Source organism: Corynebacterium afermentans subsp. afermentans (assembly GCF_030408355.1).
Taxonomy (GTDB): Bacteria; Actinomycetota; Actinomycetes; order Mycobacteriales; family Mycobacteriaceae; genus Corynebacterium; species Corynebacterium afermentans.
Genome location: NZ_CP046606.1, coordinates 459848 through 483871, shown reverse-complemented (window position 1 = coordinate 483871; position 24024 = coordinate 459848). Strand labels below are relative to the sequence as shown.

The window sequence follows — 24024 nt, the reverse complement described above, 5'->3', positions numbered from 1 at the left end:
CTGGCTGCGGAGCCTGTGGCTTCCTCGGTGCACGATTTCGTAAAAGTTAACACAAAGCGGCTGAAATCTGACCTGGGGTTTTACAGACCCGAACGGACCAAAATGTCAACTTTTACGCTTGGTGCCGGGTAAATCGGTGGTGAATGTGAAATAACTCGAGTGGGAATCTGCCATGCGGGACCTCCTGGGGAAACGACAGCTTTAACCCTACGAAGCCTGCCGACACGCAGCGCCCAGTTACTGAACTGACGTACTACGACCCGAGCGAGTCCACTGACCAGGACAGCCACAGCATGGCCGCGCCGAGGGCGGTGGTAAACAGCGCGTCGAAGCGTCTCGAGCGCACCGCCACCAAGCCGATCACCTTGGAATCGCAGGTCAGGCGCATCACGGTCAGCCACAGCATGGCCGCGCCGAGCGTGAACGTGGCGCGACGCCAGTGCTCCGTGGCGGCGTAGACGCCGGAGAGCACGAACCCCACCACGAACAGAGCGGCCATCGCGCGCTGCACCGCCACCGGCAGTGGCGAGGCGGCCGCGCCGCGGTCGTGGGGGTTGTCCAGCGTGAGCCCGTCGGGAAGCTCAGTGCTCAACCGGTCGCCCAACCGGTCGCTTCCCGGCAGCTGGATCCTGCTGTTTGCCAAACCGGCGCCCTAGCTGGCGTCCTGGCCGATGCCGGCCTGGCGTTCTGCGTTTTCCACGATGTTGCGCACCAAAAACGTGCGCGTCATCGGGCCCACGCCGCCCGGGTTCGGGGAGACCCAGCCGGCCTTGTCCCACACGTCCGGGTGCAGGTCGCCGACGGTTTTGCCGTCGACACGGGAGACGCCGACGTCGAGAAGCGCCGCACCTTCCTTGATCATGTCCGCGGTGATCATGTGCGGCTTGCCGGCGGCGGCGATGATCACGTCCGCGCGGCGGGTCTCCGCGGCGAGGTCCTTGGTGCCGGTGTGGCACAGCACGGTGGTGGCGTTGACATCGCGGGCGGTGAGCATCAGCGAAATCGGGCGTCCCACCGTCACGCCGCGGCCGATCACGCACACGATCGCGCCGTTCAGATCCACGCCGAAACGCTCCAGCAGCTTGATGGAGCCGTTCGGGGTGCACGGCAGCGGGGCGGGCTCGTTGAGCACCAGCTTGCCCAGGTTCACCGGGTGCAGGCCGTCGGCGTCCTTCGCCGGGTCAATCAGCTCCAGAATGCGGTTTTCATCCAGGTGCTTCGGCAGCGGCAGCTGCACGATGTAGCCGGTGACGGCCGGGTCGTGGTTCAGCTCGCTGATAAGCTGCTCCAGCTCCTCCTGAGTGCAGTCGCCCGGCAGCTCCTTCATGATCGACGCGATCCCCAGCTCCTCGCAGTCCTTGTGCTTCATGCGCACGTAGTTCTGGCTCGCCGGGTCCTCCCCCACCAGCACCGTGGCCAGGCCCGGGGTGAGGCCGTGCTCAGCTTTGAGACGAGCCACGCGCTCCTTCAAATCCGCGAAAATCTCCTCGCGGTAGAGTTTTCCGTCCAGTTTGATCGCAGTCACGGCCCCAATCCTAGACTGTCAGGCGTGCTCCACCTGATCTACGACAACCCGGCCATCGGCGGCAACGCTGGCGCCGCTATCCGCCTCGCCGCCAACACCGGGGCGCAGCTGCACTTTGTCGAGCCGCTCGGCTTCAACTTCGACGACAAGCACCTCAAACGCGCCGGCCTGGACTACCACGACCTGGCGGACGTGATCATCCACCCGAACATCGACGCCTGCTTCGATTCCATCTCGGATTCCCGCATCTTCGCGTTCACCGCGCACACCGAGCACCACTTCCACGAGGTGTCCTACCAGGACGGCGACGCGCTGCTGTTCGGCAACGAGGCCAACGGCATCCCGGAAGCGCACTTGGCCCACCCGCGGATCACGCGCGAGGTGCGCATCCCGATGCTGCCGGCGCGGCGCAGCATGAACCTGACCAACTCCGCGTCAGTCGCCGTCTACGAGGCGTGGCGCCAGCTCGGCTTCGTCGGCGGTATCTGACAAGGGGTCCGTCACCTGCATCGGTGGGAGCTTGCGGGCCCGCAGCTTATCGACGATTTCACGTGCCTGCGCCTCCCCCACATCGCGCAAGGAGACACTGAACGGGCCGGGCACCATGTCCAGGTCCACGTTGGCCAGGCCGAGGGCGCGCTGCAGCGGGCCCTGCTCGAACGCCAGCTCCTGGATGTGGGGCGTTTCCACCATCTGGTACCAGCGCCCCAGCCGGCCTGCGGTCGTGGCGACGGCGCCGTCGCGGATGGTGACGGTCTGGCGTTTCCAATCGATCGGCGAGACCCACCGTGCGCTGCGCGGCGAGCGGTAATCGGCTGCGGATAGGTCCGTCAGCTCGCCGCCGGTCATCGGCCCGATGGCGTCCACCATCGCCTTCGCCTGCTCCCACGTGCCCACCGGCAGAAGCTTCGAGGTGCCGGTCTGCTTGTTGCGCTCCGAGCCGTAGCCGGCTACCACCACGGAGACTGTCCACCAGCCGAACATGCGCCAGAACATCGGCTGGCGCAGCTGCACCGCGTGAATGCGGGAGCGCGGCACCGCCTGGCGGCGGCGGTTGGCCAGCCCGTAGGTGAGGTGGAACATCTCCCCTTCTTTGGTGCAGGTGAACCGCCAGGACTGGTCGATGGTGCGCCAGATCCTTGGCAAGAAACCCACCAGCACCGGGATGATCGCCGCGGCGGTCAGGTCCGTCCAAATCGGCACGAACGCCCACGCGATTGTGAACAGCGTGGACATCTGGAACGCGGTGCCGATGAGCGACCTGCGGATGGGGATTGGGGGAACGAGGTTCGGGCCGGAGGCGTCGATAGGCAACTGCTTCTGCGGTCCCCCAATGCGGCGCAGCAGTTGCGCGCGCACCTCCTCCGCTTCATCACGCGGCAGGTAGGTGATGTCAATGGCGGATTGCGCGTTGCCGGCGGCCTCGATGCGCACCGACGCGAGGCCGAAAAGCCGCGGCGCGAAAGATTCAATGACGTCGACGGCCTGGATGCGGTCGAAACGCGCGGCGCGGACCTGGTTGGTGAGCACGCCGCGGCGCACCTCCACCTCCTCCTCGCCGATTTTGAAGCCGCTGCGGCGCCACCAAATCTGGGAGACCGCGAAGATCACCGCGAGCGCCGCGACGGCTCCCGCCGCCGCCCACGCGATCTCGCGCACGCCGACGTTTTCGCGCTGCGCCCAGTGGTAGATGGGCATGGTGAAGTTGAACAGCGCAATCGTGGCCAGTGCCAGCACGAACGTCCAGACGCGAAGGAGTGGCGTGAGGCGGTGGATGCGGCGGTAGCCCTCCATGCCGGGGGTGGTGTGGAGGTTGCGCTGGTTGCTCGCGGTACTCACAGGCCGCTCATCCGCTCGCGGGCTTTGACGGCCAGGCGGTCGCGCAGCGCGTCGGCGTCCTCGGCGAGCAGGCCCGGAAGATCCGAATCCGACGAGCTGGACGCCGTGTGCACCTTCAGCTCCTTCAGGCCGAGGGAGCGGGAAATCGGCCCGGACTCCACGTCCACGAACTGGATGCGACCGTACGGGATCACCGTGATGGTGTGAAACATCTTGCCCTTGCTCAACACCAGCTCATTGTCCGTTTCCAGCCAGCCCATGTTGCGCACCTGGAACGGGATGAGGAAGAACCGCCAGATGAAAAAGACGCCGAAAATACCCAGCGGGATGAGAAAACCCCAGCCCCACTCGCGGTAGCAGAGGTAGAGCCCGCCGCAGACAATGAGCGCCCAGATGGCGTTGCTGACCAACTGCGGCCACATCAGCTTCGGGGAGACCTTGTGCATGGTCTCCACCGAGGTGGGCAAAGGCTGCAGCGGCGCGTCTGACATGGCGCTCACGCTACCAGCCCGGCGCGATGGGGCTGGGTCGCTCTACCAGTTGACAACTGAAACGCCCCGGGTATAGTCATTGTCATTACTCCCGCCTTCCCCTCTGGGGATTGGCGGTTTTTTAATCAAACGGGGTAGGGGAACTATTATTATGGGGGAACACACCGACTTTTCAACCGCCGAGAAAATCCATGTCTTCATCGATTACGAGAATGCACGGCGGCTCGCACGGCGACAGTTCTTAGGGGTATCGGCACCACCCCATTCAGGCATGGTGCACCCAGTTAAGCCCGGAGAGTTGCTCGCAAACCGGCGCACCAGGTTGTCCACCCTTGCGAAAGTGTCGGTCTTTCGTGGCAGACCTGTTCCCCAGCACCAACCCACGGCATCCCAGTTTTTGATATGTACGCCGCAGATTGGAGTAGGGACCCGAGGGTTGAAATTACCCACCACCATTTCTTGGATGAGGAAGATTTCCGATCGGTCAGACAAGACGGATTGGCCTCGTAGAACGAGGCGATTCCGATGTGGATGCTTACCCCAGGATGCTTATCCATCGAGTGCGGCGCCCTGAACTGCCCTGGGTATCTCGAGAAGTAAGCGTTTAGAAGTAAGCATCCTGGGGTAAGCATCCACCGCCAACACCCAGCAAACCCCACCCTGGCACGCACCCATCACCGGAAGTCGCGTGACCCGCGGGAGAGCAGCTCCCCCATCGCCAGCGGCTCGAGCCGGTCCGCCACCACGGACACCGCCCCGGAGGCGTTTTGCACGATCCCGCGCACGACCAGTGCTTTGGCGGTGCGCGCCAGGACCCGCTGCTTGTTCCACAGCCCGACGGAGATGACCACGTTGATCAGCCCGGTCTCGTCCTCCATGCCCAAAAAAGTCACCCCGCCCGCGGTGGCCGGGTGCTGGCGGTGCGTGATCACGCCGGCCACGCGCACGCGGGTGCCGTCCTCCACCCCGTGCAACAGCTCAGCAGCCGGCACCACACCCTGCGCCGACAACGCCGAACGCACCATCTCCACCGGCATCAGCCCGGGGGTGACACCGGTGGCCACCACGTCGGCGGCCATCAGCTCAAACGGGTTCATGCCGGGAAGCGACGGCGCCACCACCGACGACAACCCGGGCAACATGCCCTCGCGCTCCGTGGCCGCCACGCCCGCCTGCCACAGCGCCTGCCTGCGCGTGACCCCGAAGCAGTCCAGCGCCCCCGCCCGGGCCAGCGCCTCGACGTGCTCCACGGACAGGTCGGCCCGGCGCGCCAGGTCCGCGATGCCGTCGAAAGGCGCGGCCCGTTCAATCCGCAAAGCCGCGTCCGCACCCAGCCCCCGCACCAGGTTCAGCCCCACCCGGATCGTCGAAGAGTCCACGCACAGCGCCTCGCACCCCGAGTTGTTCACACACACCGGCAGCACTTCCACCCCGTGCCGGCGCGCGTCCTGGATCAGCGACTGCGGGGAGTAAAACCCCATCGGCTGCGCGCGCAGCAGCCCCACGCAGAACTGCGCCGGGTAGTGGCGCTTAAACCAGGCGGAGAAGTACACCAGCGAGGCGAACGACTGCGAGTGCGACTCCGGGAACCCGTAGGCGGCAAAGGCGACGATCTTCTGCCAGAGCCCCTCGGCCACGTCCGAACCAATCTCGTTGGTGCGCCAGCACCCTTCGAAAAACCGCGACTTCAACGCCGCCATGCGAGCCGGGGATCGTTTCGAGCCCATGGCGCGTCGCAGCGCATCGGCTTCTCGGCCCGAAAAGCCGGCCGCATCCACGCAGATCTGCATGAGCTGCTCCTGGAACAGCGGGATGCCCAGCGTCTTGCCCAGGGCGCGCTCGAGCACCGGGTGGTCGTAGGTCACCGGCTCCAGCCCGTCGCGCCTTCTTAAATAGGGGTGCACCGACCCACCCTGGATCGGGCCCGGACGAATCAGGGCCACCTCCACCACCAGGTCGAAAAACTGCCGCGGCTTCAGCCGGGGCAGGGTGCCCATCTGCGCGCGCGATTCCACCTGGAACACGCCGACGGAATCGGCGCGGCAGAGCATGTCGTACACGGAGGCGTCGTCAAGCGGAAGCTCCCACAGGTTGACCGTGCGGCCCGTGGTTTCCTCCACCAGGTCCACCATGTGGTGCAGCGCTTCCAGCATGCCCAGGCCGAGCAGGTCGAACTTGACCAGGCCGGCAGAGGCGCAGTCGTCCTTGTCCCACTGCACCACCGAGCGGTTTTCCATGCGCGCCCACTCCACGGGCACCACGTCCGCAATGGGGCGGTCGCAAATCACCATGCCGCCGGAGTGGATGCCCAGGTGGCGCGGCTGCCCTTTGAATTGCGCCGCAAGCTTCTCGACGCCCTCCGGAACCTCCGCCATCCCCTTCGCCCAACTATCAGCCGCGCCCTGCGCGAACCCCAAAGCGCGAGCGGCGTCGCGCACCGCACCCTTGGTCCGGTACGTGATCACGTTGGCCACCTGCGCCGCGTTGTCGCGCCCGTAGGTGTCGTAGACGTACTGGATCACCTCTTCGCGCCGGCCCGACTCGATGTCTAAGTCGATGTCGGGCGGGCCGTCGCGGTCCGGGGATAAGAAACGCTCGAACAGCAGCCCCGCCTCGATCGGCTCCACATTGGTGATGCCCAGAGCGAAACACACCGCCGAGTTCGCCGCACTGCCCCGTCCCTGGCACATGATGTTCTGCCTCGCGCAGAAATCCACCAGGTTGTAGACGATGAGGAAGTAGCCGGGAAAATTCAGCTCCTCGATCACCTCCAGCTCGTAGCGGATTTGGGCCATCGCTTTTCGACGCACCTCCGGCGAGCGCGCCGCATAGCGAAACTGCGCACTCGCCAGCGTGAGATTTCGCAGGTGGTCCATCTCGCTGCGGCCGTCCGGCGTGGGGTAGCGCGGCAGCTCCGGCGCGACCAAGTCGAGCGTGAACGCGCAGCGTTTCGCCAGCTCAACGCTGAAAGCCAATTTCGACTCGCAGCCTGGGTACATGCGTTGGAGCTGGTCGCCGGAGCGCAGCCAGTTCGCCCCCATCGGGTGCAGGTCCCCGTGCGCCTGCGCGAGCGATTCGCGCCTGGCCAGCGCCCGCTTCGCCTGCGCCAGCCTGGCATGGTCGCGTGTGGCCGCGGCGGGCAGCGCCGTGACGATGGCGGGGAGTTTGCCCGCGTGTTCATCCAGCGCCGCGTGGCGGTCCGCGTCCTCGGGTGTCATGGACACCTCGTACTCCAGCACGACATTGTCTGCGCCGAACACGTCGACCAGGTGGTCGATTTCCTCCGTCCACCGCCAGCCGGCGAGCACGACGCAGGTGCCGCCGAGCTGGTCGCCGATGAGCTCCAGCGGCGGGTAGGCCACCTTGTCTTTCTCGCGGGTGGCCATGTGCGCATCCGCCATCAGGTGCGACAGGCGCTTGTAGCCTTCCGGCCCGCGGGCGAGCACGGGCAGGACCCGGTCGCCGAGTGTCAGCTCCGCCCCGAATACGGTATCCAGACCGGCCTCAGCGGCCGCCTCCGCGAACTTCACCGCGCCGTAAAACCCGTCCCGGTCCAACAGCCCCACCGCACTCAGCCCCAGCTCAACGGCCCTGGCAACCACATCCTCCGGCTCGCTCGCCCCGCCGAGGAAGCTGTAGGAGCTCACGGTGTGCAGCTCGGCGAACGGTGTCGTCGATAGGCATCGCTCCCGCGGCGGGGGCGCAGGCTGCGCTTTGCCGTACGCAGCGCCTGCGGGCGCGCCGGTGTGGCCAACCGGCACCGGCTCCGGGCCGGGGCGGCCGGAGAGGATGCGCTCGAGCCTCGACCACGACAGCGGCGCTCCCCCGTTGAACCTCATAGCAAGGGACACTACCACTGTTCGAAACTGTGTACTAGTTCGTTTGATCCACCGGCCTCACACCCCGACAGACAGCTCGGTTAAGTAATTCGACCAAAAATAGACTAAGCGGTACATAGGGTGCTAGATTCTGACCCGTCATAGATTCCCAACCCAAGGAGACCCCAATGCGTATCAAGCGCACCCTCGCAACCGTTGCCGCGGCTGCCCTGGCCACCACCGGCTTGGTCGCCTGCTCCAACGAGTCCGACAACACCGCCGACACCACCGCAGCCGACGGTGACAACACCACCGTCAAGATCGGCACCACCGAAGCCGACCAGGAAGCATGGCGCGTGTTCCAGGACCTGGCCGCCGACAACGGCATCACCCTGGACATCGTCTCCTTCTCCGACTACTCCCCGGTCAACGAGGCACTCGCGCAGGGCGAGCTGGACGTGAACAAGTTCCAGCACATCAAGTACCTCGCCGAGTACAACAAGGCATCCAGCAACGACCTGCGCGTCGTCGGCTCCACCGAGATCGTGCCGCTGGCGCTGTTCTGGAAGGACCACGACTCCATCGACGGCATCGACGGCGAGTCCGTCGCCATCCCGAACGACCCGTCCAACCAGGGCCGCGCCATCAACGTGCTGGTCCAGGCTGGCCTGCTCACCCTGAGCGACAGCGTCGCAGACGAGCTCGCCCCGACCCCGGCCGACATCGACAAGGACGCCTCCAAGGTCACCGTCACCCCGGTGGACGCATCCCAGACCCCGTCCGCCTACAACGAGGGCAAACCGGCCATCATCAACAACACCTGGCTGGACCGCGCCGGCATCGAGCCGGGCCTGGCCATCTTCCAGGACGACCCGGAGTCCAAGGAGGCCGAGCCGTACATCAACGTCTTCGCCGCCCAGGCAGATGACATCGACGACGAGACTCTGAACAAACTGGTTGAGCTGTGGCAGACCCCGGAGGTCGCCGAGGCCGCGGCCAAGGACTCCAAGGGCACCTCCGTGCCGGTCTACCGCGATCAGGCTGAGCTCAATGAGATTCTGGACCGCCTCCAGAACTAGTAAGTCTCCACAAACACTCAACTAAGCAAAAGGAGCACGCTTTATGCGCACCAACCGCGTTATCGCCGCAGCAGCGGCATCGCTCATCGCGGCCACCGGGCTGGTGGCCTGCTCGTCGGAGACGGAGTCGTCGGCAGGCAATGGCGACGGCGACAAGGTCACCGTGAAAATCGGCACCACCGACGCCGACCAGAAGGCATGGAGCGTCTTCGCCGACGAGGCGCAGAAGGCCGGCATCGACCTGGACATCATGCGGTTCACCGAGTACCCGCAGGTCAACCCGGCGCAGGTCGAGGGGCAGATTGAGATCTCGAAGTTCCAGACCATCAACTACCAGGCCCAGTACAACGCCACCGCCGGCGAGGACCTGCGCATCATCGGCTCGGGCGAGATCAACATCCTGGGCCTGTACTGGAAGGACCACGACTCTCTCGACGGCATCGAGGGCACCGAGATCGCCATCCCGAACGACCCGTCCAACCAGGGCCGCGCCATCAACGTGCTGGTTCAGGCGGGCCTGGTCACCCTGCGTGACGGCGCGCCGAAGCTGACCCCGACGCCGGCTGACATTGACAAGGACGCCTCCAAGGTCAAGGTCGTCGCCGTGGACGCTTCCCAGACGCCGAACGCCTACAACGAGGGCCGCCCGGCCGTGATCAACAACAACTGGCTGGCGCGCGCCGGCATCGACCCGGCCTCCTCGGTGGCCGCGGACGATCCGAATTCGGAGCTGGCGGAGCCGTACATCAACGTCTTCACCGTCTCCGGCGACGACCTGGACAACGAGACCTACGAAAAGATCGTGGACGTCTGGCAGTCCGAGGAAGTCACCGCGGCGCTCAACGAGGACTCCAACGGCACCGCCGTGCAGGTCCAGCGCTCCAAGGATGAGCTCAACGAGGTCCTCGACCGACTCGTGGAGGAGTACAAGTAGATGACACACACCGGCACCCGGATTGAGTTCCGGAACGTATCCAAGGTCTTCAAAACCAAAGACCGCGAGGTCAACGCCGTCGACGACGTCACCCTGACCGTCGAGCCGGGCGAGATTCTCGGCGTGATCGGCTATTCGGGTGCCGGCAAGTCCACGCTTGTCCGCCTCATTAACGGCCTGGACATGCCCACCTCGGGGCAATTGCTTCTCGACGGCACCGACGTCGTCGGCATGCCCGAGCGCAAACTGCGCGACATCCGCCGCAACGTCGGCATGATCTTCCAGCAGTTCAACCTCTTTTCCTCCCGCACCGCCGCCGGCAACATCGAGTACCCGCTGAAGCTGGCCGGTGTGGACAAAAAGGAGCGCAAGCGCCGCGTGGCGGAGCTGCTCGACTTCGTCGGCCTGTCCGAGCGCGGCGAGAACTACCCGGAGCAGCTCTCCGGCGGTCAGAAGCAGCGCGTGGGCATCGCCCGTGCGCTGGCGACCAACCCGTCGCTTTTGCTTGCCGACGAAGCCACGTCCGCCCTCGACCCCGAAACCACCCAAGAGGTCCTCGGCGTGCTGCGCCGCGTCAACGAGGAGCTCGGCATCACCATCGTGGTGATCACCCACGAGATGGACGTCATCCGCGCCATCGCCGACAAGGTTGCCGTCATGGAAGACGGCAAGGTGGTGGAGTACGGCAGCGTCTACGACGTGTTCGCCAACCCGCAAACCTCCGTGGCCCAGCGCTTCGCCGCCACCAGCCTGCGCAACCGCCCCGACGAGGTGGAGGCGCGCGAGCTTTTGGCCAAACCGGGCCGCCTGTTCACCGTGGACCTCACCGAGGATTCCGGGTTCTTCGGCGCTGCCGAGGCCGCCCGCGGGCGCGGTGTGTCGGTGGAGCCGGTGCACGCCGGCATCACCACCCTGCAGGAGCGCTCCTTCGGCAAGATGACCGTGCGCCTTAACGGCGACGATGCCGCCATCAACGAGTTTTTGTCCACGCTGCAGCAAAGCACCGAGATTGAGGAGATCACCCGATGACCGCGTTGAACACTGGCGTAACCGAGTACATCCTCGCCGAGCCGAACTGGGACACCCTCGGCCCCGCCTTCCTCGAAGCCATTGGCGACACACTGTGGATGGTGGCCATCACCATGGTCGTCGGCGGGTTCTTCGGCCTGCTTTTAGGCCTGTTTTTGTACACCACCCGCCCGGGCGGCATCCTGAAGAACAAGGCGGTGTACACCATCATCAACGTGGCGGTGAACTTCTTCCGCCCCATCCCGTTCATCATCATGATCGCGATGCTCTACCCGCTGACCCTGCAGGTGGTGGGCACCACCATCGGTCGCGCCGCCGCCACGTTTGTGATGTGCTTTTCCGCCACGTTCACCGTTGCTCGCATCGTGGAGCAGAACCTGGTGGCCATTGACCCGGGCGTGATCGAGGCCGCCCGCTCCATGGGTGCGAGCCCGTGGAAGATTATCACCTCGGTGATCCTGCCGGAGGCGCTCGGCCCGCTGATTCTGGGCTACACCTTCATCTTCATCGCGGTGATCGACATGTCCGCCATGGCCGGCTACATCGGCGGCGGCGGCGTGGGCGACTTCGCCATCGTGTACGGCTACCGCGCGTTCGAGCCTCAGGTCACCTGGGCTGCGGTGCTGGTCATCGTGGTCATCGTGCAGCTGGCGCAGTTCCTGGGCAACTGGCTGTCCAAGAAAGTCATGCGCCGGTAAGTTTGGGTGCCATGAAGGTTGCGGCGTTCGACTTCGATGGCACTCTCCACCACCCTCCCCACGGCTTCCGCGAGGAGGACATCGCCGCGATAGATGCGTGGCGCGCTGCCGGGCATCTCGCTTTTTCTGCCACCGGCCGCTCCCGCACGGCGCTGGCCCACGGGATGCGCGGCAGCGGGCTCACCTTCGACTACCAGGTGCTGTCCAACGGCGGTTCCGCCACGGACGGGGCGAACCGGGAGCTCATCTTCGGCCACGAAGTCGCAGGCTCCGTGTTGCAGGCGACTTTGGACGCCTTCGGGTCCCGCGACGGCCTGGCCATCTTCGGCACCACCCTGGGCCAAGTCGACGGGGTGTTCGCAAACAACACCGGCATCACCCACACCTTCACCGCGCATTTTGCGCAGATGACTCCCGCGGACATCCCCGACCACCGCTTCGCTGTCGTGCCCATCTGGGTGCCTGGTAACGCCGAGCTGCGCGCGGAGGTCGTCGACTGGACGTCCACGCTCGGCGAGGTCGAGGTCGCGCAGAACCAGGACTACATCGATCTCATGGCCCCGGGGCGCTCCAAGGGCGCAGGGATCTTGCAGCTTCTCGACGAGCTCCGCCTCCCCCGCGAATCCATCCAGCTCTACACATTCGGCGATTCTTGGAACGACCTGCCCATGCACGCCATCGCGGACGTCTCCCACAGCTTCCACCACTCGCCTTCTGAGGTGCGCGCGGCCACGGACCGCGTTATCGGCTCCGTGGCGGAGGTCCTGGGCGAGTACATGTAGCGCCAGCGCACCCTCAAACCTGATCTGCTAGTTCGTCGCCGACCGCCCCGATCCACAACTAGCAGATCACGTGTCCAACTTTTCGTTTCCCCAGGTGGTGTTGAACACGAGTTTCAACACCGGGCTGATCTGCTAGGAGCGCCGCGAAAGCTGAATTGGACAACTAGCAGATCCGCAGGTTGTGGTGCCGAAGGCGGAAAGCGAGAAGTTAACGCCGCGGGGTCACCGACACCGCGACCCAGGCCGTGCTCTCCTTCGGCGCCTTTCCGCACGAGTCGACCACGCCAGACACCGGGCGCTGCTCCAGCTGCACTTCGTACGCCTGGCCAGCTGCAGTGTCGGTGACCAGGACGGAGCCACCGTCAAACGCAGCAACCTCGAACTGACCGTAGCGAGCACCGGGCACCTCTGCGGCGGCGGCGAGCTCAGCCACCTGCTCGGCGGGTCCCAGGGTGCCGCGGCCACGGTTGCCGGGGACGAAGTAGCGGCCCGCGGATGCGTCGGCAAGCATGGCATCGGTGGCCTCAATGTTCATGCGCCCGAAGCTGTATGCCCACGGCAGGAGCAGCATCGTCGGCGCGAAGCGGTGGCCCTTGATGTGGGAGGTCTCCCACACCACGTCGTTGCCGGGGCCGAACGGGTGGCGCGCGTGCAGCTCGTTGAGCAGCGGGCGCCCCTTGACGGCGCAGCAGCGGTCGCGCTTAGCGTGGGTGCAAATCAGCAGCAGCGGGCGCTCGCGGCGTTCGGCGCCGTTGCGGCCCGGGCCAGAAAGATCCAGCTCCAGCAGCTCTTCGGGGCTGTCAATGTGTTTGACCTCAGTGACGGCCTCGTCGGCGAAGACGAGGTAGAGGTGGTGGTCGGTGATGTTGCGGCCCTCACGCGTTGGGTGGCGGATGAGCAGTAGCGTCGCGTCGTGCTCTTCGAGCATGGGCCCAAGTTTCGCGGTGAGCTCCTCGCCGAGGGCGGCGTCGCCCATGACGTCGCGGGGCCAGGCTTCCGGCCACTCAAAAAGCACGTACACGGAGCCGGGTTTGGCGGTTCCCGGCAGCGGTTCAACCTCTACGTCAGAGCAGGGCAGTTGTTGCATGGCACCACCATAGCTAAGCATGCCCTAACCCGTAAGCCACCCTCTTGGACATCATTCCAAGTTATAACGGTTAAATAACCTTTTACGATTTCGCCTCCTTTCTTTTTGTTCTCACCTGGCCTCTGGCTACGGTGACTGGGTGTTTAAATTCTCCGGTCTTTCGCGCGTGGCGCTCGCGGGCGCGTGCGTGGCTGCTTCTGTGGCGTGCAGCGCCTGCAGCGTCGTCGGCGACGGTGCCGGAAAAACCCTGACGGGCAGCTTGGCCTCCCCCGCTAAGAAACCGCAGCCGCTGGGCGCTGCAGACTCGTCGCCGAAGACGCAGCGCCCGTCCGAGCCCTCGCGCCTGGCCGTGGTGGGCGTGCGCGTCGGCGCGCACGAGGGCTTCGACCGCGTGGTGGTGGACTTGGCAGGCGACGGCGATCCGGGCTGGTTCGTGGACTACACCTCCACCCCGATGCAGGAGACGGTGGGCCAACCGCTGCAGGTGGCGGGCAACTTTTTCCTCAACATCAACGTCGACGGCACCGTATACCCCTTTGAGCTGGGCAAGGACAACGACGTCCCGGTGACCATGGCGGGCGACACCGGCAACGTCATCGACGTGATCAGCGCGGGCACGTACGAGGGCCGCAGCCAGGTCGTGGTGGGACTGCGCTCCGAGCTGCCGTACTCGGTGCAGGTGCTCAAGGATCCCACGCGCGTTGTCGTGGATATCGTGCAGAAGTAGCTAATACACCGCTTCCACGCGCCAGCTGCGCCGGCTCCACACCAAAAGCCAGCCGGTCGCGGCGCCTCCTTCCCCTCCTTCGCGGCCCACGACCTGCATGCGCGCGACGCGGCCTGCGGGCAGTTTGGTTTGCATCCACCAGTCCGCGTCTACGGGCCACGGGCCCGCCCATCCGGTGACGAGGTAGCGCTTGTCGCCCCAGGCCAGTCCGTACGGCTCGCTGTTTAGCAGGGCTTCGGCGGTGACGATGACGGGGGCGCCGGCAGCGTTGATAAGCATGATGCGCGAGGCCGGGTGGTCGATGCCGCCGCCGAGGCGCGCGGGCAGGGGTTGAGGGATCGCACCGGGCCACGATTGCCTATCGACGTCCTCCGGTTCCTCCCCGAACGGCACCATCGCCACGCGCTCGGCCACCCCGCGCCCGCCGACGAGCCGCGGTTGAAGCACCGCGTCGATGCCGAGTTGGGATTGGACGCGCTCCACCACCCGGCGCGCGGTGTCGGTGGAGGCGCCGTCGGCCCACAGTTCGCCGACTGGTTCGGGCGCGGCGAATTCGAGCGGCTCGAGGATGAGGCTGGTGATTGCGCCGGCGCCGCCGTTTGTCAGCCAGCCGTCGAGCTGCCAGCGCACGCGGTCCGCGGTGGCGGCTTCGGTGAGCGGTTCGCGAGTGCGCCAGACGCGTTCGACGCGGGAGCCGTCGTGAAGCTCGGCGATAACTTTCAGGCGCAGGCAGTTGCGGCCGGTGTCTTTGAGTCGTTCGTGCAGGCTGGCGGCCAGGGCCCGGGCGGCGAACGCGGCGGCGTCCACGCGCTCGATCGGGTCCTCGGGGGTGATCGCCACGGCGAGGTCCTCCACCGGCAGCTCCGGGGCGACGCGGCGGTCCGGCGCGGCGGAGGCAATGCGGTGGATGCGCATACCTTTGGTGCCAAAACGGGTGGTCACCGCGTTCGGCGGCAGTTTCGCCAGCTCCCCGAGTGTGGAAATGCCAAGCTGCCCCAGCGCTTTGACGGTGTCCATGTCCGCAGCGAGCGACTCTTCCGCCACCAGCACGCCCAGCGGCTGCACTGCCAAAAACTCGGCCGATCCTCCCGGCGGGATCACCTGGGAGGTGCGCGCGGCGATCAGCGCGGTGGCGATCTCGTCGGCGGCGCCTGCGAAGGCGTCGATGCCGCGGCGCGAGGCGGCGTCGATAAGCATCTCGAGTGCTTTGCCCTCACTGCCGTGGAAGCGGCCCGCGGCGTCCACGTCCACCACCACGAGCCCAGGGCGTATCACCTCCACGCTGGCGGCGACCTCGTCGAAGCTGGCGGCCAGCGAGGCGAACATGCGCCCGTCGCGGTCCGGGTTGTCCTCTACCACCGTCAGCTCGGGCGCGACCGCCTGGGCGTTGCGCACCCGCATCCCGCGGCGGATGCCCACCTGGCGCGCGGCGTGCGAGCACACCTTTACCCGGTGCTGCGCCGCGATTGCGATGGGTTCTGTCAGCTCATCGCCCGATTCCAGCCGCGCCGCCTGCACCGGCCAGTCCGGAAACCACAGTGCCGCGGCCCTCATGTGACGGCCCGGAGCCTTCGCTTCTCGACGCCCCCGGTGCCCAACGTCACCCTCGCACTGGCCGGCCGGTATCCCTTGGCTTGCGCGCGGACGTCGAAGTCGATGCCCGTGATGCGGCCTATGCCCCGGCCGATGCCGTGGAACTGCGCGAGCTGGCCCGTGACCGTCAGCGCCGGCGAGGGCACTTCCACGTTCACGCATACCAGCGCGGCCTGACCTTTCCGGATCCGGGCGAGCAGGGGGCGTGCGCGAACCGGAGTGAGCTGGAACGGGCTGCGGGTGCGCAGCACCACCAGGTCGAGGCCCTCGGCGAGCACGCCAGCGACGCTGAGGTCGTCGAGGCCCGCGTCCGGCACCGCCACTACTCGCTCCATCGCGTCTGCGTCGATGCTGGCGTACGACAGCTCCGGCCAGCCCACCACGCCCGCGCGCCCGCCGGCCTGCACCACCTGGCCGATGAGCTCCACGATCAGCGCCGGGGTGTCGCTGACGTGCGTGACCGCCCGGCGCGGCAGACCACCGTTCGGCAGCACGAGCGAAAGCCCACCCGCCACCGCAAGGGTCTCCGCATCCTCGACGACCTGTTGCGGAACCTCCCCGCCGATAGCGGCCATGCGGGCGCGCAGCTCGGCGACCTGGTCGACGCGCGACGGCTGAGCTGGCGGTTCTTCCACAACTGCCAGGTTTGCCGCCGCTGCCGACGCAGCTCGAATAGGTGTTCCACTCACGCCAAACAGTATGCACCCCGGGGCCGACACAGGCAACGCTCCTGGCCGAACATGTTTTCTACTTCACCCTCATGAGAACCTGGCTCATGGGGCCATACGAATAATCCATGATCTCCCCACTCATGATTAATTCGGGCGGTGAAGTGCCCTGGTAACGTCGCCTTTCGTGATCCCCATCAGCGCAGCAGAGGTCCGCAACCGCGTCACGCCGATCCCCACCCCGACCGTCGTCCGGGCACTGGGTTCGCTCGGCGTGGGCGGGTCCGTCGGCGTGATGGCCTCGCAGGCGCCGCTGAGTGTCAAAGCAGTCGTGGCGATTCTGTGCGTCGTTGCCGCCGTCGCCGTGACGCTGCTGCACCCCTACCGCAAACAGCTCAGGGCGTTTGCGGATGAGAAGAACGTGGCCAGGGTGCCGTCGATAGGCATGGTGCTCCCCCTGATGCTGTGGTGGCTGCTCCTGATGCTCGCGCCGCTGGCCGGTTGGCCCACACTCGGCGCGTGGGTCGCGGGTGTGCTGGCGGCCGCGGCGGCCTGGGTGCTGTACCCGCACGTGGACGGCACGCGGCGCCTCGCGTACGCGTAGATCTACTCGAAAGGCTTTCTAGTAGACGAGTTTTCGCAGCTCAACCTAGAAACATTCCCTTTCGAGTAGCTTTCTAGTAGCTTTCGAGCTCCGCAGGAGCACCCCTTCGCACAGACACCTAGTAGCAAAGCCCTATTAAGGCCGAAATCGGCGCATACTCGGGGTTTTTCACTAGGGGTCTGTCGGCAGCACGGCGCAGCCGGCAAACAGCAAGACAGCCCCGCCACGCCGAAACCCCGGCTGCGAAGTCCAACCAACCCACGGATAATGGCACGTATGGCTCAAGGATCTTCGACATCGCTTAAGCACATGTGGGACACGCGCCCGTACCGCATCCCGAAGGACGAGGGTGGGCGCGCCGTCATCGCCGGTGTCTGCGTCGGCGCCGGTGAGCGCTACAAGGTGGACCCGGTGGCCATGCGCATCGCGTTTGTCATCTTCAGCCTCGTTTTCGGCGGCGGCATCTTCGCCTACCTGCTGTGCTGGTTTGTCATGCCGCGCGTGGGCATGACCATCACCCCGGCCAAGGCGATCGTCACACCGAAAGAGCAGCTCACCCCGCACGAGATTGAGGAACGCAAGCCCGGGTGGTGGCTGCTTCTCGGCCTGATTATCTGCCTGCCCGCGCTTAACCAGGCGGCAGACCTGCGCGGCGCGCTGCTCAGCTTCGCCGTGTTCTTCTTCGTCTGGTTCTTCACCTACGCGCGCCAGCCGGAGCCGCCGGCAGGCCCCAACAGCAACGACGACCTGGTCTGGCGCTAGCCAAAACCAGCTAACGGTAACGCTTCGGCACATCCGGCGCGCCGAGGGTGAGCATGAGCCGGTTCGCCCAGTTGAAGAACGCGGACGAGTTCACCACGTCCAGCACCGCCAGGTCGTCCAGGCCAGCGGCCCGCAGCGCGTCCACGTGCGGCGCGCCGAACTCGTAGGGGGTGCGGGTCAGCGCCACCGCGGCGTCGCGGATGGCGTTCCACAGATCGGATGAGAGGTCGGCGGTGACGCCTTCGTCGAGAAGCGTGTCAATGGCCTCCGCGTCGCCGCCCTCATCCTTGGAACGTGCCTGGTGCACGGATGCGCAGTACTCGCAGCCGTTCAGGCGCGAGGCCACAGTAGCGGCGAGTTCGCGCTCGGCGCGGCCCAGCCCTCCTTCGGTGTTGTAGAAGATGTCCAGGTCCGTCAGCGTGCGGGCTTTCAGCGCCTGCGGGTCGCGCGCGAGCAGGCGGAAGTACTCCATGTCGGCGCGCTCGGGCTTGATCAGCGCGTCAATGTGCGCGTCGGTCAGCTCGCCCTTTTCCAGCGGCGCCACCCACGGCTTCCACCCCAGCGGGTGCGCGACAAACTTCTCGGGCGCGACCACCTCGGGCTGCAGGGTGGCAGCGGCGGGCGCCCAACCGGGATCCGCAACGCCAGCTCGCCTATCGACGCCCTCCGGCACCCCGCCGCCACCCGCCAGCACACGCACGCCGTGCACGACACGCAGCTGGAACGCCACAAAGGCGATGAGCTGACCGAGCGAGACAATCGCGTTCTCGTTGTAGCCCACCTCCTGCAGGTGCCCGATCGCTGCGGGCGAGGCGTCCTTCGGGTGGAAGGTCAGCAGGTGGGCGAAGTCGAAGGCGACGGCGAGTGCGTTGTCGCCGAAGGTGACAAAGTCCCCGCCCGCGTACGGGCCGGCGGACACACCTGCGCGCACCGCGTCTTCGACCACGGCAACGAGCGACTCGTCTTCGTCGGCAAGCAAGTCCGCGTAGAACTCCGCGGCACGCTGTGCACCGGAAATGCCGGCGACGAAGGCGGCGACGGCATAGCGGGTGGATACCGGCAGGGCCTCGATGAGTGTCGGGTTGGTGGGCTCAAACAGGGCTGCGAAGCTGCGCTGGGCGTTTTCAACCGCTTCGGGTCGGCGGCGGCGCAGGTCGGCAAGGTCGGCCGGGGTTTCTGCGAGCAGGTCGATAATGTCGTTAGACAACAAACTCTCCTAACTGTCGGGCCCGGAACACGGTGCCGGGGATGGCGTTGATGAGCTCGCGGGTGACGTCGTGCTTCGGGTGCGCAAACACGTCGTTGGTCGCCCCGTATTCCACCTGGCGGCCGCGGCTGAACACACTCACGGTATCCGAAATCTGGCGCACCACCGCCAGATCGTGGGAGATAAACACGTAGGTCAGGCCCAGCTCGCGCTGCAGATCCTCCAAAAGCTCCAGGATTTGGGCCTGCACGGTCACATCGAGTGCGGAGACGGCCTCGTCCAACACCACCAGCTCCGGCTGAACGATCAGGGCGCGAGCGATGGCCACGCGCTGGCGCTGCCCGCCGGACAGCTGCGCCGGGGTGCGGTTAGCAAACCGGGCCGGGTCCAGCGCCACGCGCGCCAAAAACTCGTCGGCGCGTGTGAGCGCCTCACGCTTCGAGGCGCCGGCGAGGTTGCGCAACGGCTCGGCGACGATCTCGCCGACGCGCATCTTCGGGTCCAGCGAGGAGTACGGGTTCTGGTACACCATCTGCACCCGCCTGCGAAGGCCACGCTGCTGCTTCGGTGTCAGCCCCGTCAGCTCCGTGCCGTCTAGGGTGATGCTTCCCGCCGTGGGCTGGTTAAACATAGAAATCACGCGCCCCGTGGTGGTCTTGCCGGAGCCGGAGCCGCCCACCAACGCGTGGGTGGAGCCGCGCGCCACGTCGAAGGAGATGTCCTCGACTGCCGTGAAGTCGCCGTAGCGCTTGGTCAGCCCGCTGACGGAAAGGAGGGCCTCGGGGGCAACCGGAGGGCGTCGATAAGCATCTGCGACCGCAAGCGAGGGCACGTTGGCGAGCAGGCGCTTCGAGTAGTCCTGTTGCGGGCTGGTCAGCACCCGGCTCACCGGCCCGTGCTCGACCACTTCGCCGCGCTCCATGATCACCACATCGTCCGCCCGATCACCCGCAACAGCGAGGTCATGGGTGATGAAAACGATGCCAAGACCCAGCTCAGCGCGCATCTCATCCAGCAGGTCCAGGATGGTTTTCTGCACCGTTACATCGAGCGCGGACGTCGGTTCGTCCGCAATCAGCACCTCGGGCTCAAGCGCCACCGCCGCCGCGATGAGCACCCGTTGCTTCATGCCGCCGGACAGCTCGTGCGGGTACTGGTCGTAGCGGCGCTCCGGGTCGTCGATACCCACGCGCTCCAGCAGGGCAATTGCTTTACGACGGCGCTTAGCGGCATCCCCCACCCCATGAATCTCCAGGCCGTCCTGCACCGAGGCACCGATGGTCTTCAACGGGTTGAGCGAGTTGTTCGGATCCTGCGGCACCAGCCCAATCTTCGTGCCGCGCAGCTTGCGCCACTCGGCGTTGGTCAGGCCAGACAGTTCCTGGCCCTTGAAGCGGATGCTGCCGGAAAGCACGTTGCCGCTAGGCCCCAGCAGGTCGAGCGCCGCCATCGCGGAGGTGGTCTTGCCGGAACCGGACTCGCCCACAATGGCGGTCATCTTCCCGGCCTCGACGGAAAACGAGATGTCGCGCACCACCGGATCCGCGTCGCCGTACGCGACGGTCAGGCCTTCTACCTCGAGTACGGGCGCACTCACTTCACATCACCTTCCTGTTGGATCACCTGGGACAGGTGGTTGGCGGACATCACGGTGGCCACGATGGCCAGGCCGGGCAGCAGGATCAGCCACCAGGCGGTTGCCATGAAGTCGCGGCCCTCCGCGATGAGCAGGCCCCACTCCGGCGTCGGCGGCGGCGCGCCGTAGCCCAAGAACCCCAGGATGGACAGCTGCAGGATGGCGGTGCCGAACTGCAAGGCTGCCAGCGCCAGCACCGGGGTCAGCGAGTTGGGCAGCACGTGCCGGAACAGCACCTGGACCTGCGTGGCGCCGGAGCCGTAGGCGGCCTCGACGAAGTCCGCGTTGGCGATCTGAATCACCTGCGAGCGCGCCAGGCGCGCGAACGTGGCCACCGAGGTCATACCGACAGCGAACGCCGCCTGCAGGGAGCCGAAGCCGGTGACGATGATGATGGACAGCGATAGCAGGATGCCGGGGATGGCCAGCAGCACATCCACCAGGCGCATCAGCACCGTTTCCACCCAGCCGCGCCGGGTGCCCGCGATCAGGCCGATCAAAGTGCCCAGCACCAGGCCAACAGCCACGGCGATCAGAGCGCCAAGCAGCGACTGGTGTGCCCCGTAGACCACGCGCGAGAACAGGTCGCGGCCCACCGCGTCGGTGCCGAAGATGTACTCGCCGTTGGGGGCGAGCAGTGCCACGTCGACGCCGTTGTACGGGTCGTGCGGCGCGAAGATTCCGGGCACGATCGCCCACAGCGCGGCGATGGCCAGCACGATCAGCGACAGGACGGTCGCCGGCGAGCTCCAGCGACGGTGCTTGCGGGCCTTGCGCGGCCGGTGGTCCTTCTGTGGCGCGCGCTGGTTGTGCACCAGGTTGGTCGTGCTCATCGGACGGCCTCCTTAGCGGTCGTAGCCGGGGTGTTTGCAGTCTCCGCCGTGGCCTGATCGCGCAGGCGCACATCTAGCACCGGGTAGAGCAGGTCCACGATCAGGTTGATCACCACGTACGCGGTGGCGGCGATGAGCACCACGCCGAGCAGCACCGGCATGTCGCGGCTGGACACGGCGTTCACGGTCAGCGAGCCCAGCCCGGCGCGGCCGAAGACGGTCTCGGTGACCACGGCACCGCCGACGAGCTCACCAAACAGCAGGCCGGCCATGGTGATCGCGGGCAGAAGCGAGTTGCGCAGCACGTCGCGCCAGAAGATGCGGGCCTCGCTCGCGCCGCGGGCGCGCACGACCTGCACGAACGGCTGGGCGCGGACCGCGTCGATGGAGCGGATGAGCACCTGCATCAGCGGCGCGGCCATCGGCACGGCGAGGGTGAGCGTGGGCAGGATCAACCCCTCCAGCGGGGTCGGGTCGACCACGTTGACCCAGCCGAGCCGGAAGGAGAAGAACTGCAGCAACAGGATTGCGATCCAGAAGCCCGGCAGGGACACCATGAACGACGGCAGCGTGCGGAAGAAGCTGCGCAGCGGCCCCGCGCCGGGCAGGGTGGCCACGTACGCGGTGGCCAGCGCCACCACGATTGCAAGCCCGATGGACGTCGCGGCGAGCGCGAACGTGTGCGGCGCGGCGTCCGTGATCAGGTCGAACACGGGCGTGCCGGTGGCCACCGAGTAGCCCAGATCGCCGGTGAACAGCCCGCCCAAGGTGGCGAAGTACTGCTGGATCAGCGGCTTGTCCACACCCATCTGCTCGCGGATCTGCTCGATTTCTGCCTGGGACAGGCCCAGGGCCGGGTCCGCGTAGCGGGCGGCCACGCCGTCCGAAGGCAGCGCGGACAGCAGGAAGAACGCCAGGGTGTAGGCCAAAAGGAGCACGATGAGCGCCTGGCCGATGCGCTTGAATACGTACTTGCCCATCTACTTGTCCTCCTCGCGGTCGAAGTACACCGAGTAGAAGCTCGGGCGCGCCACTGCCTCAGTGTCAAAGCCCTTCACGTGCGGCGCGAGCGCGTAGACCTGCGGCTCTTCAAACAGCGGCAGGGTGTAGGCGTGTTCGGTCAGGTGGTCCTGCACTGCCTTGGATGCGGCGGCGCGGCCGGCGTCGTCCGGGGTGGAGACCACCTTGTCCAACAGCGCCTGCAGCTCCGCGTCGATCGGCGTGCCGTCGCCGGCATTATTCAAAAGCGAATCGCGGCGGTCCACCGACAGGTGCGATTCGATCACGTCGTAGTCCGCGCGCCCCACCATGGTGTGCATGAGCTGGACGCGGTTGATGTCCTTTTGCGCCGCGTTCTGGGTGGCGCGGTCGCCGGCAACCATGTTGAGCTCGATGCCCAGCTCTCGTAGGTCGGACTGGATCATGGTGACAATCTCCTTCGAGCGCGGCTGCGGCAGGGCGTGGTTGACCCACAAGCTCAGGCGCTGGCCGTCCTTCTCGCGGATGCCGTCCGGGCCGGGGGTCCAGCCGGCGTCGTCGAGAAGCTTGCGCGAGCTTTCCGGGTCGAAGGTGTACGCGCCCGGCTGCTCCGCGTACCCCAGGGCCTTCGAGGTCATCGATGAGGTGGCCAGTGGGTAGGAATCCGACAGCAGGATGCGGATGATCTCCTCGCGGTCAACGCCATGGATGATCGCCTGGCGCACGCGGATGTCCTGCAACAGCGGGTGGTTGAAACGCATCGCCAGCTGGTTGTTCATGCCGTTGGCGGTGGCGGCGACCACCTGCACGTCCTGATCCTTCAGGTGGCGCTCCACCGGCGGGGAGATCGTGCGCGCGGCGTCGGCCTGGCCGGACAGCAGCGCGCCGGAGCGCATGGCCTCTTCCGCGGCCAGGGTGTAGTGGATGCCGTCCAGGCGAGCCCGGCCCTGGTGCTCCAGCGACGGCGGTGCCCAGTCGTAATCCTCGCGGGCTTTAAGCACTAGGTCGGTGCCCAGGGTCTCGCTGTCCACCACGAACGGGCCGGAACCGATGACGTTTTCCGCGTTACCGGGGCCGAACTCCTCGTTGCGCAGCTGCAGCGAGGAATCGGCCAACAGGCCCGCGTTGTAGGTGGACGTCGCCTGCGCAAAGCCCGGCGAAGGTGCGGAGAAGTGGAAGCGCACCGTGTCCTCGTCGACGACCTCGCCGCGCTCGTAGTTGGAGATCTGCTCCGAGACGTTGAGCAGCCGGTCCTTGTCGCCTAGGCCGAACAGGTCGAAGTTGTCCACGATGTTCTGCGCGGTCATGGGCGTGCCGTCGGAGTATGTCACGTCGGTGCGGATGTCGAAGGTGAACACCGTGGCGTCCTCGTTGATCTCCGGCAGGTCCGTGGCAATCCACGGCTCAAGCTCCAGCGTCTCCGGGTCCTGGTAAAGCAGCCGGTCCGTCAGTTGGTTGACCACGCCGCCGTTGGGGTAAAACCCGGCTGCCGGCGGGTACAGGCTGTTAAACCAGTTGGATTCCAGGTAGGTGAGCACGTCACCGTCATCGCCGTTAGCCGCCGTCGCGCATCCGGCGAGCAGGCTGGCTGCGGCGCCGAGCGCAAGCGTCGCGGCTACCTTTGTTTTAGGCACGTTATCGCCTTCTTTCTTCGGTTGCGCAGTGCACATTACCACTGTTAGACAATCCGGTTCTTTAGCAATAGACTAGGCAGTCTACATACGATCAAAGATT

22 protein-coding genes are annotated in these 24024 nt (G+C 66.3%); 9 read left to right on the top strand and 13 right to left on the bottom strand.

Annotated features, from left to right (window positions below):
* Positions 1-253: 253 nt before the first annotated feature.
* Complete coding sequence (locus CAFEA_RS02250; protein WP_063938625.1) at positions 254-592, bottom strand: DUF3017 domain-containing protein; 339 nt, start codon at positions 590-592, stop codon at positions 254-256.
* A gap of 60 nt (positions 593-652) precedes the next feature.
* On the bottom strand, positions 653-1525 hold the full coding sequence (locus CAFEA_RS02245; RefSeq protein ID WP_063938520.1) for a bifunctional methylenetetrahydrofolate dehydrogenase/methenyltetrahydrofolate cyclohydrolase: 873 nt from the start codon (positions 1523-1525) through the stop codon (positions 653-655).
* 24 nt (positions 1526-1549) lie between these two features.
* Here CAFEA_RS02245 and CAFEA_RS02240 point away from each other — a divergent pair, with 24 nt between their 5' ends.
* Entirely contained in the window at positions 1550-2014 is a 465-nt protein-coding gene (locus tag CAFEA_RS02240; protein WP_063938518.1) for a tRNA (cytidine(34)-2'-O)-methyltransferase, read from the top strand.
* Here the strand turns inward: CAFEA_RS02240 and CAFEA_RS02235 are convergent.
* The 3 genes from CAFEA_RS02235 to CAFEA_RS02225 all read right to left on the bottom strand — a co-directional run bounded on the left by CAFEA_RS02235 (position 1961) and on the right by CAFEA_RS02225 (position 7694).
* Positions 1961-3364: a PH domain-containing protein gene (locus tag CAFEA_RS02235; protein ID WP_082855724.1), complete on the bottom strand. Its 1404-nt coding sequence runs from the start codon at positions 3362-3364 to the stop codon at positions 1961-1963. The two genes, CAFEA_RS02240 and CAFEA_RS02235, sit on opposite strands and share 54 nt — an antisense overlap.
* On the bottom strand, positions 3361-3855 hold the full coding sequence (locus tag CAFEA_RS02230) for a PH domain-containing protein (RefSeq protein WP_253705007.1): 495 nt from the start codon (positions 3853-3855) through the stop codon (positions 3361-3363). The genes CAFEA_RS02235 and CAFEA_RS02230 overlap by 4 nt, the downstream gene beginning before the upstream one ends.
* A gap of 674 nt (positions 3856-4529) precedes the next feature.
* Entirely contained in the window at positions 4530-7694 is a 3165-nt protein-coding gene (locus tag CAFEA_RS02225) for an error-prone DNA polymerase (protein ID WP_063938622.1), read from the bottom strand.
* Positions 7695-7861: 167 nt separating this feature from the next.
* On the opposite strand from CAFEA_RS02225, the gene CAFEA_RS02220 reads away from it, so the two are divergent.
* The 5 genes from CAFEA_RS02220 to CAFEA_RS02200 are packed head-to-tail and all read left to right on the top strand — an operon-like array spanning position 7862 to position 12195.
* Positions 7862-8752, top strand: a complete 891-nt coding sequence (locus tag CAFEA_RS02220; RefSeq protein WP_063938516.1) for a MetQ/NlpA family ABC transporter substrate-binding protein — start codon at positions 7862-7864, stop codon at positions 8750-8752.
* 43 nt (positions 8753-8795) lie between these two features.
* Positions 8796-9686: a MetQ/NlpA family ABC transporter substrate-binding protein gene (locus tag CAFEA_RS02215; protein WP_063938514.1), complete on the top strand. Its 891-nt coding sequence runs from the start codon at positions 8796-8798 to the stop codon at positions 9684-9686.
* Positions 9687-10715: a methionine ABC transporter ATP-binding protein gene (locus CAFEA_RS02210; RefSeq protein ID WP_063938512.1), complete on the top strand. Its 1029-nt coding sequence runs from the start codon at positions 9687-9689 to the stop codon at positions 10713-10715.
* On the top strand, positions 10712-11413 hold the full coding sequence (locus CAFEA_RS02205; RefSeq protein ID WP_063938510.1) for a methionine ABC transporter permease: 702 nt from the start codon (positions 10712-10714) through the stop codon (positions 11411-11413). Before CAFEA_RS02210 ends, CAFEA_RS02205 begins: the two co-directional genes overlap by 4 nt.
* A gap of 11 nt (positions 11414-11424) precedes the next feature.
* On the top strand, positions 11425-12195 hold the full coding sequence (locus tag CAFEA_RS02200; RefSeq protein WP_082855723.1) for an HAD family hydrolase: 771 nt from the start codon (positions 11425-11427) through the stop codon (positions 12193-12195).
* 208 nt (positions 12196-12403) lie between these two features.
* Here CAFEA_RS02200 and CAFEA_RS02195 read toward each other — a convergent pair whose 3' ends face one another.
* Complete coding sequence (locus CAFEA_RS02195; RefSeq protein ID WP_063938506.1) at positions 12404-13282, bottom strand: sucrase ferredoxin; 879 nt, start codon at positions 13280-13282, stop codon at positions 12404-12406.
* A gap of 139 nt (positions 13283-13421) precedes the next feature.
* Here CAFEA_RS02195 and CAFEA_RS02190 point away from each other — a divergent pair, with 139 nt between their 5' ends.
* Positions 13422-14009, top strand: coding sequence for an AMIN-like domain-containing (lipo)protein (locus tag CAFEA_RS02190; protein ID WP_063938504.1), 588 nt, complete (start codon positions 13422-13424; stop codon positions 14007-14009).
* On the opposite strand, the gene CAFEA_RS02185 is transcribed toward CAFEA_RS02190, so the two are convergent.
* Complete coding sequence (locus CAFEA_RS02185) at positions 14010-15563, bottom strand: Y-family DNA polymerase (protein ID WP_063938502.1); 1554 nt, start codon at positions 15561-15563, stop codon at positions 14010-14012.
* A complete protein-coding gene (gene imuA' / locus CAFEA_RS02180; RefSeq protein WP_253705006.1) occupies positions 15560-16291 on the bottom strand; it encodes a DnaE2-dependent mutagenesis accessory factor ImuA' in 732 nt (243 codons plus the stop codon). Before imuA' ends, CAFEA_RS02185 begins: the two co-directional genes overlap by 4 nt.
* Before the next feature lie 166 nt (positions 16292-16457).
* Here imuA' and CAFEA_RS02175 point away from each other — a divergent pair, with 166 nt between their 5' ends.
* Together CAFEA_RS02175 and CAFEA_RS02170 are read left to right on the top strand one after the other, a co-directional pair.
* Positions 16458-16874, top strand: coding sequence for a hypothetical protein (locus tag CAFEA_RS02175; protein ID WP_253705005.1), 417 nt, complete (start codon positions 16458-16460; stop codon positions 16872-16874).
* A 276-nt stretch (positions 16875-17150) separates the two neighbouring features.
* Positions 17151-17636: a PspC domain-containing protein gene (locus CAFEA_RS02170; RefSeq protein ID WP_159437620.1), complete on the top strand. Its 486-nt coding sequence runs from the start codon at positions 17151-17153 to the stop codon at positions 17634-17636.
* 10 nt (positions 17637-17646) lie between these two features.
* On the opposite strand, the gene CAFEA_RS02165 is transcribed toward CAFEA_RS02170, so the two are convergent.
* Genes CAFEA_RS02165 through CAFEA_RS02145 form a run of 5 tightly spaced genes read right to left on the bottom strand, consistent with a single transcriptional unit; the run spans position 17647 to position 23924 of the window.
* Entirely contained in the window at positions 17647-18843 is a 1197-nt protein-coding gene (locus CAFEA_RS02165; RefSeq protein WP_063938498.1) for an alkylhydroperoxidase domain protein, read from the bottom strand.
* A complete protein-coding gene (locus CAFEA_RS02160) occupies positions 18836-20440 on the bottom strand; it encodes a dipeptide ABC transporter ATP-binding protein (RefSeq protein WP_063938495.1) in 1605 nt (534 codons plus the stop codon). Before CAFEA_RS02160 ends, CAFEA_RS02165 begins: the two co-directional genes overlap by 8 nt.
* Positions 20437-21312: an ABC transporter permease gene (locus CAFEA_RS02155; protein ID WP_082855721.1), complete on the bottom strand. Its 876-nt coding sequence runs from the start codon at positions 21310-21312 to the stop codon at positions 20437-20439. The genes CAFEA_RS02160 and CAFEA_RS02155 overlap by 4 nt, the downstream gene beginning before the upstream one ends.
* Positions 21309-22292, bottom strand: a complete 984-nt coding sequence (locus CAFEA_RS02150; RefSeq protein ID WP_063938493.1) for an ABC transporter permease — start codon at positions 22290-22292, stop codon at positions 21309-21311. Before CAFEA_RS02150 ends, CAFEA_RS02155 begins: the two co-directional genes overlap by 4 nt.
* Positions 22293-23924 carry a TIGR04028 family ABC transporter substrate-binding protein gene (locus CAFEA_RS02145; protein ID WP_253705004.1) on the bottom strand — a complete coding sequence of 544 codons (1632 nt, stop codon included), beginning with the start codon at positions 23922-23924 and terminating at the stop codon, positions 22293-22295. It abuts the gene before it with no gap.
* Positions 23925-24024 lie beyond the last annotated feature (100 nt).

What these genes read in the sequence shown, in the direction of transcription:
- CAFEA_RS02230 (WP_253705007.1), bottom strand. Translation starts at nt 3,855, where the DNA reads ATGTCAGACGCGCCGCTGCAGCCTTTGCCCACCTCGGTGGAGACCATG.
- CAFEA_RS02225 (WP_063938622.1), bottom strand. Translation starts at nt 7,694, where the DNA reads ATGAGGTTCAACGGGGGAGCGCCGCTGTCGTGGTCGAGGCTCGAGCGC.
- CAFEA_RS02220 (WP_063938516.1), top strand. Translation starts at nt 7,862, where the DNA reads ATGCGTATCAAGCGCACCCTCGCAACCGTTGCCGCGGCTGCCCTGGCC.
- CAFEA_RS02215 (WP_063938514.1), top strand. Translation starts at nt 8,796, where the DNA reads ATGCGCACCAACCGCGTTATCGCCGCAGCAGCGGCATCGCTCATCGCG.
- CAFEA_RS02210 (WP_063938512.1), top strand. Translation starts at nt 9,687, where the DNA reads ATGACACACACCGGCACCCGGATTGAGTTCCGGAACGTATCCAAGGTC.
- CAFEA_RS02205 (WP_063938510.1), top strand. Translation starts at nt 10,712, where the DNA reads ATGACCGCGTTGAACACTGGCGTAACCGAGTACATCCTCGCCGAGCCG.
- CAFEA_RS02200 (WP_082855723.1), top strand. Translation starts at nt 11,425, where the DNA reads ATGAAGGTTGCGGCGTTCGACTTCGATGGCACTCTCCACCACCCTCCC.
- CAFEA_RS02195 (WP_063938506.1), bottom strand. Translation starts at nt 13,282, where the DNA reads ATGCAACAACTGCCCTGCTCTGACGTAGAGGTTGAACCGCTGCCGGGA.
- CAFEA_RS02185 (WP_063938502.1), bottom strand. Translation starts at nt 15,563, where the DNA reads ATGAGGGCCGCGGCACTGTGGTTTCCGGACTGGCCGGTGCAGGCGGCG.
- CAFEA_RS02170 (WP_159437620.1), top strand. Translation starts at nt 17,151, where the DNA reads ATGGCTCAAGGATCTTCGACATCGCTTAAGCACATGTGGGACACGCGC.
- CAFEA_RS02155 (WP_082855721.1), bottom strand. Translation starts at nt 21,312, where the DNA reads ATGAGCACGACCAACCTGGTGCACAACCAGCGCGCGCCACAGAAGGAC.
- CAFEA_RS02150 (WP_063938493.1), bottom strand. Translation starts at nt 22,292, where the DNA reads ATGGGCAAGTACGTATTCAAGCGCATCGGCCAGGCGCTCATCGTGCTC.